The organism is Roseovarius sp. Pro17, from assembly GCF_035599575.1.
GTDB lineage: Bacteria > Pseudomonadota > Alphaproteobacteria > Rhodobacterales > Rhodobacteraceae > Roseovarius.
Genome location: NZ_CP141179.1, coordinates 2,741,139 through 2,759,050 on the forward strand (window position 1 = coordinate 2,741,139; position 17,912 = coordinate 2,759,050).

20 protein-coding genes and 2 pseudogenes are annotated in these 17,912 nt (G+C 57.1%); 15 read left to right on the forward strand and 7 right to left on the reverse strand.

All coding sequences use genetic code 11. The features are described from left to right. Nucleotides 1-45: 45 nt before the first annotated feature. A pseudogene (locus U3654_RS13320) lies at nt 46-201 on the reverse strand (IS3 family transposase); the annotation flags it as partial. Nucleotides 202-422: 221 nt separating this feature from the next. Here U3654_RS13320 and U3654_RS13325 point away from each other — a divergent pair. Beyond that, on the forward strand, nt 423-1,616 hold the full coding sequence (locus U3654_RS13325; RefSeq protein WP_324752034.1) for an MFS transporter: 1,194 nt from the start codon (nt 423-425) through the stop codon (nt 1,614-1,616). Nucleotides 1,617-1,943: 327 nt separating this feature from the next. Here the strand turns inward: U3654_RS13325 and U3654_RS13330 are convergent, their stop codons facing one another. The 3 genes from U3654_RS13330 to U3654_RS13340 form a co-directional block, all read right to left on the reverse strand. Next, on the reverse strand, nt 1,944-2,726 hold the full coding sequence (locus tag U3654_RS13330; protein ID WP_324752035.1) for an amino acid ABC transporter ATP-binding protein: 783 nt from the start codon (nt 2,724-2,726) through the stop codon (nt 1,944-1,946). Beyond that, the gene (locus U3654_RS13335) at nt 2,723-3,394 is read right to left on the reverse strand and encodes an amino acid ABC transporter permease (RefSeq protein ID WP_324752036.1); all 672 of its coding nucleotides are present in this window, start codon (nt 3,392-3,394) and stop codon (nt 2,723-2,725) included. Before U3654_RS13335 ends, U3654_RS13330 begins: the two co-directional genes overlap by 4 nt. 127 nt (nt 3,395-3,521) lie before the next feature. Next, nucleotides 3,522-4,283, reverse strand: a complete 762-nt coding sequence (locus tag U3654_RS13340; RefSeq protein ID WP_324752037.1) for a transporter substrate-binding domain-containing protein — start codon at nt 4,281-4,283, stop codon at nt 3,522-3,524. A 155-nt stretch (nt 4,284-4,438) separates the two neighbouring features. On the opposite strand from U3654_RS13340, the pseudogene U3654_RS13345 reads away from it, so the two are divergent. From U3654_RS13345 to U3654_RS13360, 4 genes and pseudogenes are all read left to right on the forward strand, one after another. Further along, nucleotides 4,439-4,579, forward strand: a pseudogene (locus U3654_RS13345) (IS256 family transposase); the annotation flags it as partial. Nucleotides 4,580-4,860: 281 nt separating this feature from the next. Continuing rightward, on the forward strand, nt 4,861-5,496 hold the full coding sequence (locus U3654_RS13350) for a sugar transferase (protein ID WP_324752038.1): 636 nt from the start codon (nt 4,861-4,863) through the stop codon (nt 5,494-5,496). A 297-nt stretch (nt 5,497-5,793) separates the two neighbouring features. Next, nucleotides 5,794-5,985, forward strand: a complete 192-nt coding sequence (locus U3654_RS13355; protein WP_324752039.1) for a hypothetical protein — start codon at nt 5,794-5,796, stop codon at nt 5,983-5,985. Nucleotides 5,986-6,006: 21 nt separating this feature from the next. After that, nucleotides 6,007-6,378, forward strand: a complete 372-nt coding sequence (locus U3654_RS13360) for a helix-turn-helix transcriptional regulator (protein ID WP_324755288.1) — start codon at nt 6,007-6,009, stop codon at nt 6,376-6,378. 795 nt (nt 6,379-7,173) lie between these two features. On the opposite strand, the gene U3654_RS13365 is transcribed toward U3654_RS13360, so the two are convergent. The 3 genes from U3654_RS13365 to U3654_RS13375 form a co-directional block, all read right to left on the reverse strand. Next, nucleotides 7,174-7,665 (reverse strand): autoinducer binding domain-containing protein, encoded by a 492-nt coding sequence (locus tag U3654_RS13365; RefSeq protein ID WP_324752040.1) that lies wholly within the window; start codon nt 7,663-7,665, stop codon nt 7,174-7,176. A 299-nt stretch (nt 7,666-7,964) separates the two neighbouring features. Continuing rightward, nucleotides 7,965-8,600 (reverse strand): acyl-homoserine-lactone synthase, encoded by a 636-nt coding sequence (locus U3654_RS13370; RefSeq protein ID WP_324752041.1) that lies wholly within the window; start codon nt 8,598-8,600, stop codon nt 7,965-7,967. 101 nt (nt 8,601-8,701) lie between these two features. Further along, entirely contained in the window at nt 8,702-9,319 is a 618-nt protein-coding gene (locus tag U3654_RS13375; RefSeq protein ID WP_324752042.1) for a helix-turn-helix transcriptional regulator, read from the reverse strand. 414 nt (nt 9,320-9,733) lie between these two features. Here U3654_RS13375 and U3654_RS13380 point away from each other — a divergent pair, with 414 nt between their 5' ends. From U3654_RS13380 to U3654_RS13425, 10 genes are all read left to right on the forward strand, one after another. Next, nucleotides 9,734-9,943, forward strand: a complete 210-nt coding sequence (locus U3654_RS13380; RefSeq protein WP_324752043.1) for a hypothetical protein — start codon at nt 9,734-9,736, stop codon at nt 9,941-9,943. 497 nt (nt 9,944-10,440) lie between these two features. Further along, on the forward strand, nt 10,441-10,605 hold the full coding sequence (gene hemP, locus U3654_RS13385; RefSeq protein ID WP_324752044.1) for a hemin uptake protein HemP: 165 nt from the start codon (nt 10,441-10,443) through the stop codon (nt 10,603-10,605). After that, nucleotides 10,602-11,081: a hypothetical protein gene (locus U3654_RS13390; protein WP_324752045.1), complete on the forward strand. Its 480-nt coding sequence runs from the start codon at nt 10,602-10,604 to the stop codon at nt 11,079-11,081. The genes hemP and U3654_RS13390 overlap by 4 nt, the downstream gene beginning before the upstream one ends. A 12-nt stretch (nt 11,082-11,093) precedes the next feature. After that, the gene (locus U3654_RS13395) at nt 11,094-12,356 is read left to right on the forward strand and encodes an imelysin family protein (protein WP_324752046.1); all 1,263 of its coding nucleotides are present in this window, start codon (nt 11,094-11,096) and stop codon (nt 12,354-12,356) included. 56 nt (nt 12,357-12,412) lie between these two features. Beyond that, on the forward strand, nt 12,413-13,423 hold the full coding sequence (locus U3654_RS13400; protein ID WP_324752047.1) for a porin: 1,011 nt from the start codon (nt 12,413-12,415) through the stop codon (nt 13,421-13,423). A gap of 11 nt (nt 13,424-13,434) precedes the next feature. After that, nucleotides 13,435-13,686: a (2Fe-2S)-binding protein gene (locus U3654_RS13405; protein ID WP_324755289.1), complete on the forward strand. Its 252-nt coding sequence runs from the start codon at nt 13,435-13,437 to the stop codon at nt 13,684-13,686. Then, complete coding sequence (gene bfr, locus U3654_RS13410) at nt 13,676-14,161, forward strand: bacterioferritin (protein ID WP_324752048.1); 486 nt, start codon at nt 13,676-13,678, stop codon at nt 14,159-14,161. Before U3654_RS13405 ends, bfr begins: the two co-directional genes overlap by 11 nt. Nucleotides 14,162-14,177: 16 nt before the next feature. Continuing rightward, the gene (locus tag U3654_RS13415) at nt 14,178-15,674 is read left to right on the forward strand and encodes a di-heme oxidoredictase family protein (protein ID WP_324755290.1); all 1,497 of its coding nucleotides are present in this window, start codon (nt 14,178-14,180) and stop codon (nt 15,672-15,674) included. Continuing rightward, the gene (locus U3654_RS13420) at nt 15,671-16,687 is read left to right on the forward strand and encodes an imelysin family protein (protein ID WP_324752049.1); all 1,017 of its coding nucleotides are present in this window, start codon (nt 15,671-15,673) and stop codon (nt 16,685-16,687) included. The genes U3654_RS13415 and U3654_RS13420 overlap by 4 nt, the downstream gene beginning before the upstream one ends. Nucleotide 16,688: 1 nt before the next feature. Then, nucleotides 16,689-17,771: a DUF1513 domain-containing protein gene (locus tag U3654_RS13425; protein ID WP_324752050.1), complete on the forward strand. Its 1,083-nt coding sequence runs from the start codon at nt 16,689-16,691 to the stop codon at nt 17,769-17,771. Nucleotides 17,772-17,912 lie beyond the last annotated feature (141 nt).

The window sequence follows — 17,912 nt, forward strand, 5'->3', positions numbered from 1 at the left end:
CCTAGTTTCCTGGACGCCTGCGTCGTTCATTCTCTGTTGTTTGATTTCATAGTCAACTGGCGACAGCGTGCCGTTGTTGGTGTGCTTGCGTGTTGGGTTGTAAAATATCTCGGTGCAATCGAACACGTCTTGCCTTGCGGCGCCGCGTGTGAGGTATGTCCGCCGTTGTCTGATCCGCTCCCGTTTCAAAAGCTGGAAGAATATTCAACGCGATCTTGTCGGTGAATTTCGGCGTTCCCCCGGGATGTCCAGCCATTGCAGACTTAGCATCGATTCACGTTACGGATTGCCTTAAGCACATTGACTCAACGGTCGGGCAAGAAATGGCTTCGACAAACCCGCAGAACACTTGCGGCTCGCAATATCATGTGTGCAATTGGACCGAATAGTGGTTGATCCCTAGCATTTGAAAGTTGAGCAGCATGACGACCGCAGCCCGCTCGAAAACCTATCTTTCCGTGCTTGTCATCCTAGGGTCCAGCCATCTGCTGAACGATTTGATGCAATCGCTGATCCCTGCGTCCTACCCGATCCTCAAGGAAGGCTACGCGCTGGATTTCGTCCAGATCGGCATGATCACACTGACGTTCCAGGTCGCCGGTGCCATGCTGCAACCGATAATGGGCATGGTGACCGACAAGTATCCCGCGCCCTATTCACCGGTCGTGGGGATGATGTTCACCCTGTCCGGTCTGGTCGGCCTAGCCTTCGCCGCCAGCTATGCGATGATCCTCGTTTCGGTCGCCCTGATCGGCATCGGGTCGTCGATTTTTCACCCCGAAGCGACGCGGATGGCGCGCTATGCCGCAGGCGGCAGGCAGGGTCTTGCGCAGGGGATATTTCAGGTCGGCGGCCAGGCGGGCGGCGCGCTGGGGCCGGTGTTTGCAGCTTTGATCATCGTGCCGTGGGGGCAGCCCAGTCTGGCGTGGTTCGCGGTACTGGCCCTGGTGGCGATGATGCTCCTGGTTTGGATCGGTAGCAAACAGCGCCAGATCAGCGCCGAATTCCTTGCATTGCGCGCGCGGCGCAAGGCGGAGGTGGAAGTGCAGGCACACGCGCCGCTGACCATCAGCATCGGCCTTTTCGTCCTGACCTTTCTGATGTTCACCAAGAACTTCTACGGCGAAAGTTTCCGGTCCTTCTATACGTTCTACCTGATCGAACGCTTTGGGCTTTCGATCCCCGCCTCGCAGATGATGCTGTTCGTTTTCCTGCTGGCGGCGGCGGTGGGGGTGCTGATCGGCGGGATCGTCGGGGACCGGATTGGGCGCTACCGGATTATCTGGATCTCGGTGCTCGGGCCATTGCCTCTGACATTGATCCTGCCCTACGCGGACCTGTTCTGGACCGGCATGCTGACGATCATAATCAACCTGATCATGGCCAGCGCGTTCGCATCGATCCTGATTTATGCGATGGACCTGTTGCCCAACAGGATTGGGCTAATCGGCGGGCTGTTCTATGGGCTTAACTTTGGGCTCGGCGGTGTGGCCGCAGGTTTTCTGGGAGTGCTGGCCGACAGCTACGGCGTCGAGACAGTCTATCGCATATGCTCGTTCCTGCCGCTGGCGGGATTGATGGCTTGGTTCCTGCCTCCGGTCGACGATGTCGGGTAATTTGCTACCCGCTCTGTACCTAACGCGCCGACATCGGTTCTGACTGCAAACGGGGACGTAACCCTGCCCCTACGGAAACGCCGATTACACTGGCATTCAAAGGGCGGGACTGTTGCATCAACTATAGTTCTGACTTCTCGCGACAGGGTACATATAGATATATACTGAGATAGTATGTCCACATATAGCCTGCGACTTGCGATGTTTCGGTCAATTGCCAGCCCATTCGGACTAATGCAACAGTCCCTTACGATGAGCCAACAGCCCTATTATCAAATTAACCTATTTGGACTCATAGGCGCTGACGTCAGATAATTTGCATCGTATTCAGTGGGTTAGAACCCGCGCCAAGAAACTCTGCGTGCGCTCATTCTGCGGATTGTCGAACACTTCGTCCGGTGTGCCTTGCTCCACTATTTCGCCCTTGTGGATGTAAATCACCCGGTCGGCGACTTCACGGGCAAAGTTCATCTCGTGGGTGACGATGACCATGGTCATGCCTTCGCGAGCCAGTTCACGCATCGCGTCCAGCACCTCACCGATCATTTCCGGATCCAGTGCCGATGTCGGTTCATCGAACAACATTAGCCGCGGTTCCATCGCCAGCGCGCGAGCCAGTGCAACGCGTTGTTGCTGGCCGCCCGATAGCTGGCTGGGATACTTGTCAGCTTGATCGGCGATCCCGACACGCTCTAGCAGGCGCAGTGCAGTCTGTTTTGCCTCTGCACGGCTGGCGCTGCGCACTTTCATAGGGGCGAGGGTAATATTGTCCACAACACTCAGATGCGGAAACAGATTAAACTGCTGAAACACCATGCCGACTTCGGTGCGGATCTGCTGCAGGGCACGACCTGATTTGCCGTTCGGCTCCAAAACCTTGCCGTCGACTTCGAGGTGACCTTTTTGGAACTCTTCCAAACCGTTGATACAGCGAATGAGAGTGGATTTTCCCGAACCGCTAGCGCCTATGATGACGACGACCTCACCGGGAATGACGGACAGATCGACGTCGTTGAGGACATGCAGTTTACCGAAGTGCTTGTTCAGTTTCTCCATACGCACGATAGGGGCGGCGCTGGTATCGACCCTTTTGACGTTTTGTTCGTTCATTGGCCCACCAACCCCTTGCGTTCCAGCAGTCGCAATGCCAACGACAGCGTCAGCGTGATTGCCAGATAAAGTAGCGCGACCATCAGATAAACTTCCAGCGCCCTGAATGTCGTCGCGATATAGATTTGACCCTGCCGCACCAGTTCACCTACCCCGATAACGGCGAAAAGCGAGGTGTCTTTGATGCTGATGATCCCCTGATTGCCGAGCGCCGGGATCATACGTCGGAAGCCCTGCGGCCAGATCACGTATCGAAAGGTCTGTGTCCTCGTCAGCCCCAGAGACACTCCGGCTTCACGTTGGCCGCGCTCGATGGACTGCACGCCGCCACGCACGACTTCCGAAATATAGGCGCCCGAGTTCACTGCGATGGCGGCGATGCCAGCGGTGATGGCGTCGATCGGCGCCCCCAGAAGCTGCGGCAGACCGTAAAAGATGAATAGCACCTGGACCAGCACCGGAGTCCCGCGAAATATCTCGATATAGGCGATGGCAGGCCAGCGGAACCAGGGTGCCGGGCTGAGGCGCAGGAGCCCGAAGATCATGCCAATCACGAAGCCGATGAACAGCCCCCCGAACGAAATCAGTAGCGTGTAGGGTATACCAGCCAGCAAATATGGGACGGAGTCAAAGGCAGCCTGCCAGTCGAATTCGAATGAGGCGTTCACAAGCAAGGCTCCGTCATGGGGAAGTAGGTCTTAACTATAGCGCCTCCCCGGGGTGATCTTTCCCGGGAAGGCGAGGCGTCAGGGCACGGCGGTCATCATTCCCACGACCACCATCAGGTCCACCGGATCACTTGTCTCCGGCAGCGCCAAAATAGTCGCTGTGAATCTTATCGTAGGTGCCATCTTCGCGCATCTCGCTCAGAGCCTTGTTGATCGGCTCGCGCAGATCGCTGCCCTTGGCAAAGGCGATGCCGTACTGCTGGCCTTCGTAAAGAGGACCGACGACCTTGACGCGTCCCTCGCCACGGGTTTTGGCAAAGTAGCCGACGTTCGGCGCATCGTAGAAAACCGCATCGACGTTGCCGCCCATCAGTGCCAGATACATGTCGCTCGATCCGGGGAAAGGCGTGATCGTGGCGTCGCTGCCGAACTTGTTGGTCAGATAGTCAAAGCTGGTCGAACCGATCTTGGTGCCGATCGTCATACCTTTCAGATCGTCGATGGTTTTGACGTCTTCATTGTATGCGCCGATCAGGATTTGCAGGCCGCTGTCATAATAGGGGTCCGAGAAATCTACGATCTCCGCTCGCTCGTCCGTGATGGTCATGCCGGCGATCGCAATGTCGACACTGCCGGTTTGCAAGGCAGGAATGATGCCGTTGAAATCCATAGTGTTGATGTCAACCTCAAAGCCGGCCCGCTTTGCCAGTTCGCGGATCATATCCATGTCGAACCCGGTCATTTCGCCGGTATCCTTGTCCATCATCTCGAACGGAACAAAGCTGGGATCGGTCGCCACCTTGGCGGTCTCGGCGTAGGCCGCACCACCCAGCGCCAGGCTGACGCCCATCCATCCTACCAGTGCGAGTCTTTTGAGTCCGAAAGTCATTTCTTTCTCCTTTTCCTTAACCAAACCGGCATATTGGGTGCCGTTGAGCATAGCGCTAACGATGGGGGGTCGCTTTTGGAAGGTCAAGGCGAATTCCGGACGGTGCAGAACCGGCTTTGATGATGATGTCGCCGGAGGGCGGTTACATCATCAAAGTCGTCTTTACCCTGATCCAGTTCGCTACAAAATCATGGCGGAGGCTGAACGGCAGAAATCAGTTTCCGAAAGCCATCGAAGGCATCAATTGCCGAAACGGCGTCGAGGTGACAGTCGCCACACAAATCAGCGCAGCCTGATCAGGCCGCGTCACCCGGATTCAGGCATAGCTCTTGGAAAGCCACGAGACCGCCGTGCCCTACTCAAGCTCCATCGCTATGACAGTGCCCCGACCTGTCCTAAAAGACAGGTAGCCGACCCATCTTGAACACAGTTAGGAACCGAAGTGTGCAGGTGTTTATAGTGATCTGGTTAACGAGTTCCCGCACAACATTTTTATTGCTGGATCGACTTCTGCCGAATGCTGCGATGTCGCTGCTTTCCGTATCGAGCATGAGAGCGCTAAAGGTCGAGAAATATTGTGAACAACGAAAATTCCAACTGTTTCGAGAGAGTTGGATCCGCCCCTCAATCTGAACTTTATCGTGTGTTAGGCAAGCGTGTCTTTGACGTCGTCTTGACGCTGTTGGTCCTGCCCCTCGTAATACCGATCACCGGCATTTTAGCCCTTCTGATTGCACTTGACGGTGGCAAGCCATTCTACCGGCAGGATCAGATTGGCAAGAACGGGCACATCTATCGGGTGTGGAAGTTGCGTCTTATGGTGAAAGATGCTGATGTTTGGTTGGAGCACCACCGGCATCATGAGTGCGGGAATGGGCCAGATTCGCTCGATGCTTCCCGCCTTACCGGTTTCGGACAATTCCTGCGCAAATCCTCTTTTGACGAACTGCCACAGTTCTTCAACGTGCTGGCCGGTGATATGAGCCTTGTAGGCCCACGACCGATGGTGACCTCGCCGACGGCGCTTTATCCCGGCGGAGATTACTACGATCTGCAACCTGGCATCACTGGTCTTTGCCAAATTTCTGATCAGCCTTATCTGACCCTTTCGCAACGTGCAGTCTGCGATGCCCGATATAACCGGACCCTGTCCTTCGCGAACGATCTGGCCATTCTGGCCGGGGCGTTCAAAGCCGTGCTGCGCCGAACGTAGTGTGACAGAAATTCCAATGACCGCCAGACGCTCGCAAAACCACAGCTTTTCGATTGCTACACTCATCCTGAAGATGCTGTCACCGCCAGTGCGGGGGACTTTGATACACCGGGTTCTGCCCCGGAGATCGCTCTGCGCTGGCGCCTTTGACCGGCCAAAAGTTCGATCCGGCGTGCCGGACGACCTAACCGTGCCTCTTGCCATGCCAGGGGGCAGTTCCATTCACCTCACGCCCCGCGTCCGTGAACAGGTGCGGGATGATGCCGGTCATCCTCTCTTCCTGAAACACCTAGTCCAATGGCGATTTTCGGCAGCTTGATGTTCATGCTGCTGCCGCTTGCCACACTCTCATTCTTTAGAAAGGAACATAATATGGCCGACCGCAAAGGCGCATGCCCACTGCTCAATCATCAAACCTCTCAAGTCTATCGACCCGAAGGTAATGAGATGCGTAGCGTCACGATGTCAGCCTTGCCGCGGCTGCGCTAAATGCCGGAATCGCATATTACCATAAAACATGCTGTAGACACCCATGTTGGCAAGCGCATTCGCTACCGACGTTTGGTGAACGGCACTACACAGCAACAGCTTGCGGAATTTGTCGGAATTAAATTCCAACAAATTCAAAAATATGAATCAGGCATGAACCGCGTCAGCGCTTCCCGGCTGTGGGATATTGCGAACTTGTTGAGTGTGCCCGTGTCATTCTTTTTTGAAGGATTGGAGCCCGATACTCAGATCCAGAACAATGCAGATGATCTGCCCTGCGACACTCTGACGGACAAGGAAGCCGTCAATCTGCTGCGGTTCTACTACGCGTTACCTGACCAACAGCGGCGGCGTCTTTTTGATCTGGTCCGTGTGCTGGGCAAAGCGGCCTAGAGCCGCCAATCAACTTTTTGAGGGATATCGCACATCGAAACCACACCTGAAGGTGAAATTTTTTATCCAGAACGGCTCGAGCGACTGGGCTTTAAACCCCCAGGGGTGCAGCCGATCACCAAGTCAGCCGACTCAATGGGTGAGTTGCAAGGTGCTGAAGAGGCAAGGATGGTGCCACGCCCACCGACATCCCACGCGATCGCATGACAGATCCGAGCCGGGTTTGATACGGAAAGGCCAGACCCGGCTCGACGAAAGGATGATAAGTCCATTGACCTCTATGCGATTGAGTTGTCGGCCCCATATCCAAGCCCGGCCTTGATGAGGATCATCATGTGCAACATCAAATCTGGAACCACCTCCGTATCTCGGTAGAAGGTGATCCGCTTGCGCCGCGTCGACAGGTCTATATCCAGATTGGAAAGCACACGCTCAACTGGCGTTTGAATGCTGAATGAGAGCCAAATTTACATTGCCCTATCCGTTCCGGCGACGAAGCTGATCTTCGCAGTCCTCAATCGGCATCACCGTCACAACCGCCATGGATCGCGATCCAGCGCATTGCCTAGGGGGCCTTCATCACAGGCGTCAGCCCCCAGCTTGGCAGCTAATCCTCGATCTGCCTTAGTGATTTCATACGCCGTTTCTCGACATCGGAAACTACATCGACATTGGCCTAATGACGTTCATCTCTACAAGATGCTGAGGCCCGGATCGTGCGGGGCGGTCTTGCGATCTCGCCGCCGGGTCGTCACCACATTGAGCTGAGGAGCTACCAATGAAATCACCGTGCGTTCAGCCTCGGGGATGTGTGTGCCGGATTGACAGATCCAGCAGCATTTCGCCGAATTCGGGTTCGGCTTCCGGTCCCTGAAGCGTCAGGCGGTGTAGGCTTTCAAAATCGGCGAAGAGCTCATCGCGTTCCGTGGCGGTGAAATCCCTGTCCGACCGCGAGAAGGCACCGATGCTTTTCGAACCGCCATAAGAGGTCGCCATGACCGCCCAGTACTTCAGACCGAACTCTGTGGCCTTCTCGAAAACACCGTGCTCATCCAGCTCCAGGAGGTCGGACCAGGATGCGATCCCGTCATTGCTAAACCCCCACTTGACGGCCGGATCCTTCATCACGATTCCCATCTTGGAATAATAATTCATCCATTCGTCATCATAGGTTTGGAATAGATATCTGGGAGTGGCGAAGTTGACCTGAAAAGCGGTCGCAAAACCACAAGGGCTCTGCTGCTTCAATCGCGTCAATAACGATCTGAGTTGATCGGTAAGTCTCACGCTACTCTCCGGCAATCTGTTTTGACAGGGCCGCATCCGGCCCCGCGCAAACACAATTGCAGTCTTCGCCGGACCATCGCAACCCACCCTATGCCTTGCACGGTGTCGCCACTTTTTTCGGGGATCGGTTGAGGTTGGCAGACGGAATCAGAAGCAGCCAGAAGTCCAGCACAAGATAACGTTCGTCCGTTTTGCTTATGATTTCTTGCATCGACCCTAAATCCGCTCGCCCAAAGCAAGGTAGTGCTCAATCGTGCTTTTCCGAGACACCAAATCGTTAACGATCAATGGTCATTGTGTCAAACATTTGCTTGCTGCCACAAAGGAGCCGTGGCGGTCGCGTGGGCGGCGGGCATTGACAGGATCGCATAGGACCGTCCGTCATGCTTGTTCCGGTATTTTTCGCCCACCTGCTCGACGTCATAGCCCAGTTTGCGCAGCGACCGGCGGAAGCCTGGAACTGTCAGCGTCACCAGATCAGCGGACCCCTGATTGATCGCCAGCTTCACAAGCCCCTGCACGACCAGACCAAGGGCCTCCTGCCTGTCATCCTGAGAGGTAAGCTGATCCGACAGGACAAGTCGGGTGCATTCCGAAGAATTGGCGAACCTATGAGCCCGAGGAAGAAGATCGGCCGGAATGCCGTCGATCCGTCCCTCAGCCGCATCCTGAAGCATGCAGCCATGGCTGCCCCATTTGTCGAAAAACCGCATGAGACGCGCCCCGCCGACCAACCGTCCATTCATCATCGCCACTGAATACGCAGCAGTGGGATTGTCGTATTGGTCCATCTCGACATCGCTATTGTGCGGAATGTCCCAGGCCAGCGTATCCACGAAAAACCGCTTGCGCAGACCTAGAAAATCATAAAACGCCGAGCCGTGCAGATGCATATCGGACAGATCGAAGGTTATTCCATTGATTTTGTTATTCATTTGCCATGCTCACATTACTTGAGATATTAACCTGCGCGAGTTTCGCGCAGCCGACTTCCCCTCACGGGAGAGTCCATGGCATTAATGTGGTGTCGTGGCGCTTAAATCCAGCCGTATGCTTTCGCTTGACCGACAGCTTGCGTATTGGTGCGCGCGCCCAGCTTTGAGCGGGCGTTGGTCAGTCGCAACTTTACGGCACTTTCGCTGATGCCCAGACGATAGGCGATTTCTTTCAACATCAAACCCGACGAAAGCATTTCGAGTGCATCGATCTCGGCCTTGGTCAAGGCACGCTCCGGCGCAAGCGCATGATGCAGTTCATCGACCGCACGGCTCAGAAATTCAAGCTCCTGATCCTTGAATTCGCGATCAGAGCGCGCGAAGGAACCAAATGAGCGCAGGCCCGGCGCGTCGTGGTGCATGACACTAATCGCAGCACCATAGCGCATTCCAAACGACGCCGCAGATGTCAGCACATTGCGTTCATCCCTATTGGAAATCGCGCTCCACCGGGTGTGACCTGAGTTGTCATAGATCCAGTGGATGACTGGATCGAAGATCATCAATCCGTTCTTCGTGTAGATATCGACCCAATCTTGCGGCAGCGAGTTGCGCTGATATTCTGGAAACGCGAACCCCACGCGCAGGGCCAAGTGATATCCGGCTGTAGCAAGGCCATCGAAATCGTAGGTGACGAGGAGGCTGTCTATCGTTTTCATCGGTTGCTGTCCCGACTGCCGCGCGACGGCCTGCACTCTCTTAGGTTGTTCTTCTGACAATTCGTCAGAGCAAAACCGGTATCGGTAGCGCTTTGATAACCCCGAACATATTTCGAAAAATCGTCAAACATTGGCCAACGTCAACTTGGATTCACGATTTGATCTATAGGTTAACCCGTTGCCCCGCACTACCAAAAGGCGAATGGCAGATATGACGGGCGGATTGTATCCGCTTCGCAACGGGTTGCCATTCGTCTCGACGTGCATAGATGGCTGCTTTGCCGAGATTGTGTTGAAAAACGCTGTTTTTGGGGGTTCTTGATTCTCATTCCAGCGCTGGCAGCGGTGGGACTCTCGGGATTTCGTCTGTCGAAAAAACGGCGTGGGCCGCTGGTGGAAAGGAAACAGAAGCGCATGCCATTCATTGCTGCGAACGGTCTTCTGATCCTGATTCCCTCGGCGCTCTATCTGTCTTTCAAGGCGCAGACAGAGGTGTTCGATATGGGATTTTACACAATTCAGAAGCTGGAGCTGATCGCGGGCGCGGTAAACATCACGCTGCTGGGCCTCAACATGCGCGACGGGATGCGGATGAAGGGCAAGCTGCGCCGTCGCCCCGTCTGACCTGACACTTTCTAGAGTGTCTCGCAGCTGCATACTTTGGGTTCAGGACAGGGATGAAAGGTCCCTATTACCGTTGCACGTTTGAGGAACGACCCGCGATGATAACTGCGCCTTATTGTAACTTCTGAAACCCAAAGAAATTCGTCAATCAATTTCCCGCATGAATGCTCGTTTTCTGTTTCCTCCTCAGAAAGCGGTTCTTCCGACCATATCTGACTAAATTTGTCGGATTGACATGTCCTACGACTTCACTCAGATTTACCATCAGTCAAGCCACCCCGAATCTTTCGTTGAGGGGAAGCCCGACACATATGAAATGTGAGGACTTCCATGATGCGCCAATCACTCGAGACAACAAAGCCAGCTTTCCATGATGATTGTCATGAATATCTTGTCCGAGCCGCAGGACTTGAAATGCTGGCCTCCGATGTCGCTTCAGAGGGTGTGCCCCTCGAATGGATACTCGATCATGCTTCGCAGTCCGAACGAGGTCCGTCATGAGCATTCATTCCACTCCGACAAAGCAGGCAGCGCTGAATCCTCTGCCGACCTACAGTGCCACTGAGCTGACCGAAGACGGCGACCTGCCACAGATTGTGCTGGACGGTCAGTCGTACACCCTGCGGATTACGCGAGCTGGCAAATTGATCCTGACCAAATGAACGGCGCACAGAACACACGCGGCGGCGCAACCGTTGGTTACGTCGCTGAACTGGACGCGATCGAAGCCGCCTCGGTCATTTATCTGCGCCTGTGGTCGGATGGGCCGGAGGCGCAAACTCGGGTCTGGAACGACTTTGCGGCGGGGCTGGGGGTTGGTGGTGGCCGCAGAGCCGTCCAATCCTTTGAAATGCTGTGTAGTCTTTGTACACAGTACGGGCGGCGATTGCTGGTGCGTCATGCGGTGCGGTGCAAATGTCTTGGCGCGGACGAATCCTGTTTCGCCAATTTCGTCGCGATGGCGGCAGAGGGGAAGCGCGAGGATGCCATGCTCATCGCCACCCTGCTTGTACGCGCCGACGTGGCCCCGCTGGTCGTCGCCTGTGCCGCTGATTTTGGGCGCGCCCTGAAGCGGATGCACCTGAACGCCCCTCGCGACATAACCGCCATCAACATGGCACCGACGACACTTCACTAAAGGGACAGATCCATGAACCGACTTCCACTTATGACGACCATGGCCATTCTGGCACTGGCCTCACCAGCCATTGCCGTTGAAAAGGCGCAGGTGCTGGACACCTATGCCGATATCGCAGCGGCAAAGTACCAGGACAGTATGATCACCGCACAGCGTTTGCGGCAGGCCGTGGACGCGTTGGTGTCTGACCCCTCGTCCGAAAACCTGACCGCTGCCCGCACGGCGTGGTTGGCGGCGCGTGTTCCCTATCAGCAGACGGAGGTTTACCGCTTTGGAAACCCCATCGTGGACGACTGGGAAGGCAAGGTGAACGCTTGGCCGCTTGACGAGGGGCTGATCGACTATGTCGATGCCTCCTATGGCGGGTCATCCGACGAAAACGAGTTCGCAGCCCTCAACGTGGTCGCCAACCCCAGTTTTACGCTGTCTGGGTCCGAGATTGACGCCTCGGCGATCACGCCGACCTTTCTGTCCGAAACCCTGCATGAAGCTGACGGCGTCGAAGCGAACGTCGCGACTGGCTATCACGCCATCGAGTTCCTGCTCTGGGGTCAGGACCTGAACGGGCATGGTGCAGGCGCCGGCAACCGTCCGTGGACGGACTACTCCACGGGTGACGCCTGCACAAATGGCAACTGCGACCGTCGCGGTAGGTATCTAGTGGCCGCGACCGATCTTCTGGTGTCGGATCTGGAATGGATGGCGGCGCAATGGGCCGACGACGGGGCCGCGCGCGAGAACCTGACTGCCGACGAAAACGCGGGGCTGGCGGCAATCCTGACAGGCATGGGGTCGCTGTCTTACGGCGAGCAGGCAGGCGAACGGATGCGTCTTGGCCTGATGCTCAACGATCCCGAAGAAGAGCATGACTGCTTTTCCGACAACACCCACAACAGCCACTACTACGATGGGCTGGGCGTTCAGACCGCATATCTTGGCGAATACGTCCGGGTTGACGGAAGCCTTGTGTCAGGTCCGTCGCTGTCCGACATGGTTGCGGTGACCGATGCCGATCTTGATGCCGATATGCGCGGCAAGCTCAGCAACACCATGATGGCCCTGGGCCGGATCAAGACGGCGGCCGAGGCGGGGTTTGCCTATGACCAGATGCTCGAGCGCGGGAATACCGCTGGTGAAGCTCTGATCATGGGCGGTGTGAACGGCCTCATAGATCAGACCCGGTCAATCGAACGGGTGGTCACGGCCCTCGGTCTGGACCAGATCGCGTTCGAGGACTCCGACAGCCTCGACGATCCCGAAGCCGTTTTCCAGTAATCCAACCAGCAAGCCACCGCCAGCAACGTTGATCCGCAACATCAGGACAACAACACATGTACAGAACGACACTGACAGCGGGTCTTTGCAGCCTTGCAGTGACTGGCGGCACGGCTGCCTTGGCGCAAGACGCCCGGTTCACTTGGGAAGGCAGCCTTGAGATCGGCGTGGATAGCACGGTGCGCGCCGATGATTCGGCGGCAGAGCTGACTGATACCTATCTCACGCTGGAAGCCGCGATCGAGGCGGCGCTGACGGATCGGATCAGCTTGTTCGGCGGTCTGACGCTGGAATCCATGACCGACCCAACCGACGACCGCGCATTCGAGGATCTGGGGCTCTATGTCAGCGAATTCGGTTTTCGCTTTGCCTTTGGCGAAACAACGGTGTCTGCGGGAAAGATCAGCCCGGTCTTTGCCGTCGCCTGGGACGCGGCACCGGGGTTCTACGGCACGTCGCTGGCAGAGGATTATGAACTGAGCGAGATGATCGGGGTCGCGGTGGACACCTCGCTTGGTAGCGCAGGCGGCGCGCTGTCTTTTGCCGTGTTCTACGTTGATGACACGTTCCTGAGCGACAGCGTCGGCGACAAGCGCGGGCGCAACTCGACCGCCGCCGGGGGCGTGGGCAACACGGGCAATTTCAACAACCTATCAATCCAATACAGCCAAGAGTTCGGCGCCACGACCGCATGGGTCGGTGCGCGGCATCTGTCGGCAGGCACGGGCGATGTATCGGATGAAACCGGCCTCGTTGCCGGTCTGACCCATGACTTTGGCAACGGCTACGACTTGATTGCCGAAGTGGCGCATTTCAACGGGGCGGGCGGCACCGACGAGGATGCGACCTATGCCACGCTGGGCGCGGCGTATGCGCCGAACGAATGGACGTTTTCGGCCACCGGAACCATCGTGGACAATTCCGACGCGGATACCGACCACATGATCGCGCTTGGGGTCGACCGTGCTCTCTCCGATACGGTCGAGGTGAATTTTGGCGTCGCGCGTTTTGATGTCGGCGGTGAAAGGTCAACCGCCGTCGGTTTGGCCACCGTCATATGGTTCTGAGGAAAACAACAATGATCATCTGTCACTGCCAGAAAATTACCGACCACGATATCCACGCGGCCATCGACTGGATGCGAGCCGCTGATATGCATACGATCATCACCCCCGGAAAAATCTATCGCGCGCTGGGAAAGGCCGCTGACTGCGGCGGTTGCATGTCACTGTTTTTGACAACGATGCGCACTAACTCCAACATGGAAGTTCCCATGCAACTCCGCAAACTGAGGCGCGGACAGACACAGGAGAACCGCGATGAACGGTGACAAGAAAGTAATTGAATACCTCAACGATGCCCTGCGCAGCGAACTGACGGCCGTCAGCCAATACTGGCTCCACTTCCGTCTTCAGGAAGACTGGGGTCTGGGCCATATGGCCAAGAAGTCCCGCGAGGAAAGCATCGAAGAGATGCACCACGCTGACAAGCTGATCGCGCGTATCTTGTTGTTGGGCGGCCATCCGAACCTGCAAAAGCTGGACCCGTTGCGCATCGGCCAGACGCCGAAAGAGACGCTCGAATGCGATTTGGCCGCAGAACAGGATGCGCAAAAATTCTATAAGCAAGCCCGCAAGCACTGCGAAGAAGTCGGCGACTACGTGAGCAAGAACATCTTTGAGGAATTGCTCACCGACGAGGAAGGTCATATCGACTTTCTTGAAACCCAGCTCAATCTCGTGGCCAAACTTGGCGAAGAAAAATATGCCCAACTCAACGCGTCGAAAATGGATGAAGCAGAGTAGCACAGCCCTGATCCCGATGGTTCTGGGGACCGTCGCTTTCGCAGAGGGCGCTTTTGTCGACCTTGGAGACCCGCACCTGAATGTGATTCCAAGGACCGAAGCCGAGGCGGCAAGGATCGCGGCTGTCACCGCATTGACGAGAGATTTTTCCGCCCCGCAGCCGTTCGAGGAACGGCCTGCCGGGGCGGCGACCGTGCGGGCGATCAACACCGCCGATGCCTTCTCTCAGTCGTCGGACAACATCACCTTTGAAGATGAGCTGAACTTCAAGGTCGGTAACGGACTGTTCCGCAAGCTCTGGGTGTCGTCGCCGTCCTCGACGCTGGCGTCCGACGGGCTTGGTCCCCTTTACAACGCGCGGTCTTGCCAGCGCTGCCACATCAAGGACGGACGTGGACATCCGCCCCAGGGCCCGGACGACAACGCCATTTCTATGTTCCTGAGGGTGTCGATCCCCGGCAAGTCGGAGGACGCGATTGCGGAGATCGAGGATTACATCGCATCCCTGCCCGACCCGACCTATGGCACACAGCTGCAGGACTTCGCGGTGCAGGGTCACGCCTCTGAATACCGGCTCGAAATCACCTATGACGAAGAGGTTGTCACAATGGCCGACGGGACAGAGATATCGCTGCGCCATCCGACCTACACCGCAGCCGACCTCGGGTATGGTCCCCTGCACCACGGAGCGATGTTCAGCCCGCGTGTCGCACCGCAGATGATCGGGCTTGGACTGCTCGAAGCGATCCCTGCTGCCGACATTCTGGCGGGCGCTGACCCCGATGACGCAGACGGCGATGGTATATCGGGTCGTCCAAACATCATCTGGTCGGTGGTCCAGGACCAACCGATGCTGGGGCGGTTCGGACACAAGGCAGGCAATCCAACGATATTGGAACAAGCTGCCTCGGCCTTTGTGGGCGATATCGGGATTTCAAACCCGATCTTTACTGCAGGCGCGGGCGAATGCACTGACCTGCAGGCCGATTGCAAGGCCGCGATCCAGGGCGACGGCGACGACCGCGTGTTCGAGATCGACGCCGAAGGGCTGGACCTCGTGACCTTCTACAGCCGCAACCTTGGCGTTCCCGCCCGCCGCAATATGGATGATCCACAGGTCTTGCACGGCAAGGAAGTGTTCTATCAAATAGGCTGCACGGCGTGTCACACACCCAGCTTTGTGACCAACAGGCTTGAGGGACAGCCCGAACAGAGCTTCCAACTGATTTGGCCCTTCACCGACATGCTGCTGCATGACATGGGCCCCGGTCTGGCCGACAATCGGCCCGAAGCACGGGCGACGGGTCTTGAATGGCGCACCGCGCCGCTTTGGGGGATTGGCCTGACCGAACAGGTTAGTGGCCACACCTATTTCCTGCATGACGGGCGGGCACGGTCGATACTGGAAGCCATCTTGTGGCATGGTGGCGAAGCGCGTGCGCAACGGGACGCCGTATCGCGGATGCAGACCGCAGATCGGCATGCCCTGATCGCATATCTGGAGAGCCTATGAGACATTTTCTTTTGGCGATCGCTGTGGCGCTGACGCCCTTCACCGCCATAGCCGAAACGACCAACCCAGTGATCCGGGATATCGTGAGCGGGCATATCCTGCCACGGTTTGACACCCTGGCGGAAACATCGCAGCACTTGGCGGATGTCGCCCAAGGCGACTGCGCCCCTACTTCCGACACACTCCGCACGGCATACGCCGAAGCCTTCGATGCTTGGGTTTCGGTCAGCCATCTTCGGTTTGGCCCCACTGAAGTAAACAACCGCGCCTTTGCGTTGGCGTTCTGGCCAGACAGCCGGGGTGCAACGCCGCGTTCCCTGACCACGCTGATCGAAAATCAGGACGCCATCGCCACCTCTCCAGAGGAATATGCGCGCGTCTCCATCGCCGCCCGGGGATTCTATGCGTTGGAATTTTTGCTATATGACGGGGCCTTAAGCGGATTGGGCGATGCAGACTACCGCTGCACTCTGGTCCAAACGGTGACAGCTGACATTGCCGCCATAAGTGCCGCGATCCGAGATGACTGGCAGTCTGATTATGCGGCGCGACTGCTGGCAGCCGTTTCCGGTGGCACTTACCGTTCAGATGAAGAGGTGTTGCGGGAGTTATTCAAGGCCCTGACGACGGGGCTGCAATTCACGTCTGACACGAGGTTGGGGCGGCCCTTGGGAACCTTTGATCGACCCCGCCCGACGCGGGCCGAAAGCTGGCGATCAGGGCGGTCTGCGCATAATGTCGACCTCAGCTTGACCGCACTACGTGACCTGGCGATCCGCTTGTCGTCCGACGATGCACCCCTTGCCCAGCGGATCGATGACAGCTTTGATCGCGCCCTGACGCGATTGGCGGTCCTGGATGATCCGATCTTTGCGGGCGTGGCCGATCCACAAAGTCGGTTGATGGTCGAAGTGATCCAGCAAGAGGTCGACGCAATTCGCTTCATCGTGCGGGATGAGCTTGGCCCGACACTAGGTGTGTCAGCAGGTTTCAATGCGCTGGACGGAGATTGAAATGAGCGGGCCAACCACCGGACGTCGCAAGTTTCTAGGTGGCCTTTTGGCAGCAGGGTTGATCCCCAAGCCGACATGGGCCGACGCAGGCTCCCCCGCCTATCTTTCCGCGGCGGCACAACCGGACGGATCATATGTCTTGTGCGGGATCGGTGAAAACCTCGATGTCGTGTTCCAGATCCCGTTGCCCGCCCGGGGTCATGCCGCAGCGGCCCATCCCAATCGTCCAGAGGCAGTCGCATTCGCCCGCCGCCCCGGTACGTTCGCGATTGTTATTGACTGTGTGACGGGATCCCCCAAGGCGACCTTGCAGTCGCCTCATGGTCGACACTTCTATGGTCACGGTGCCTTTTCAGCCGACGCCGATTGGCTCTTTACCACAGAAAATGACTTTGAGGCAGGACGAGGCCGCGTCGGCGTCTGGGACGTTGCCGCAGGCTATCTGCGCGTGGCCGAGTTTGATAGCGGGGGCATCGGCCCTCATGACATCAAACGCCTTCCCGGGTCTGATACCCTGGTCATCGCCAATGGCGGTATCGACACGCACCCCGATACGGGCCGGACCAAGCTGAACATCCCGACGATGCAGCCCAACCTTGCCTACGTCGAGGATGGCGATGTTCGCGAAGTGGCAATGCTACCCTCCGCATTGCACAAGAACTCCATCCGTCATCTGGCCCTCAATCCGGCGGGAGACGTGGCCTTCGGGATGCAATGGGAGGGCGACGGCCCGGTCGACACATTGGTGGGCCGACATCGGCAAGGCAACGCGATCAACCTGCTTGCCGCCAGCGCGAAGGATATACGGGCCATGGATGGCTACATCGGCAGCATCGCCTATTCGAACGACGCTGGCACGATTGCCGTGACTTCGCCAAGAGGCGGCCTGCTGCAACTCTACGATGCCACCCGTGCAACTCTCAGAGAGACGGTCGACCTCCCCGATGTCTGCGGCGTGGCTCCATGCCTCGACGGTTTCACCATCACTTCGGGAGCAGGGGATATCCGCAACGCTCTGGCTGGTCGTGTGGGAAATCGCAATGTCACGACGCTGATGTGGGACAATCATCTCGTTGTCATTTAAGGGGTTTGTGGAGTTTGAGAGCTGAAGTTGGCTGCGTTCATAAACTCTGTTCGAGCGGCTCTCAACAGTGCCAAAATACTTGTGAAAAATGCGTGTAGGTGACTCCAGGCCGACGGCCATTGTATAGATCACGCTTGCTCC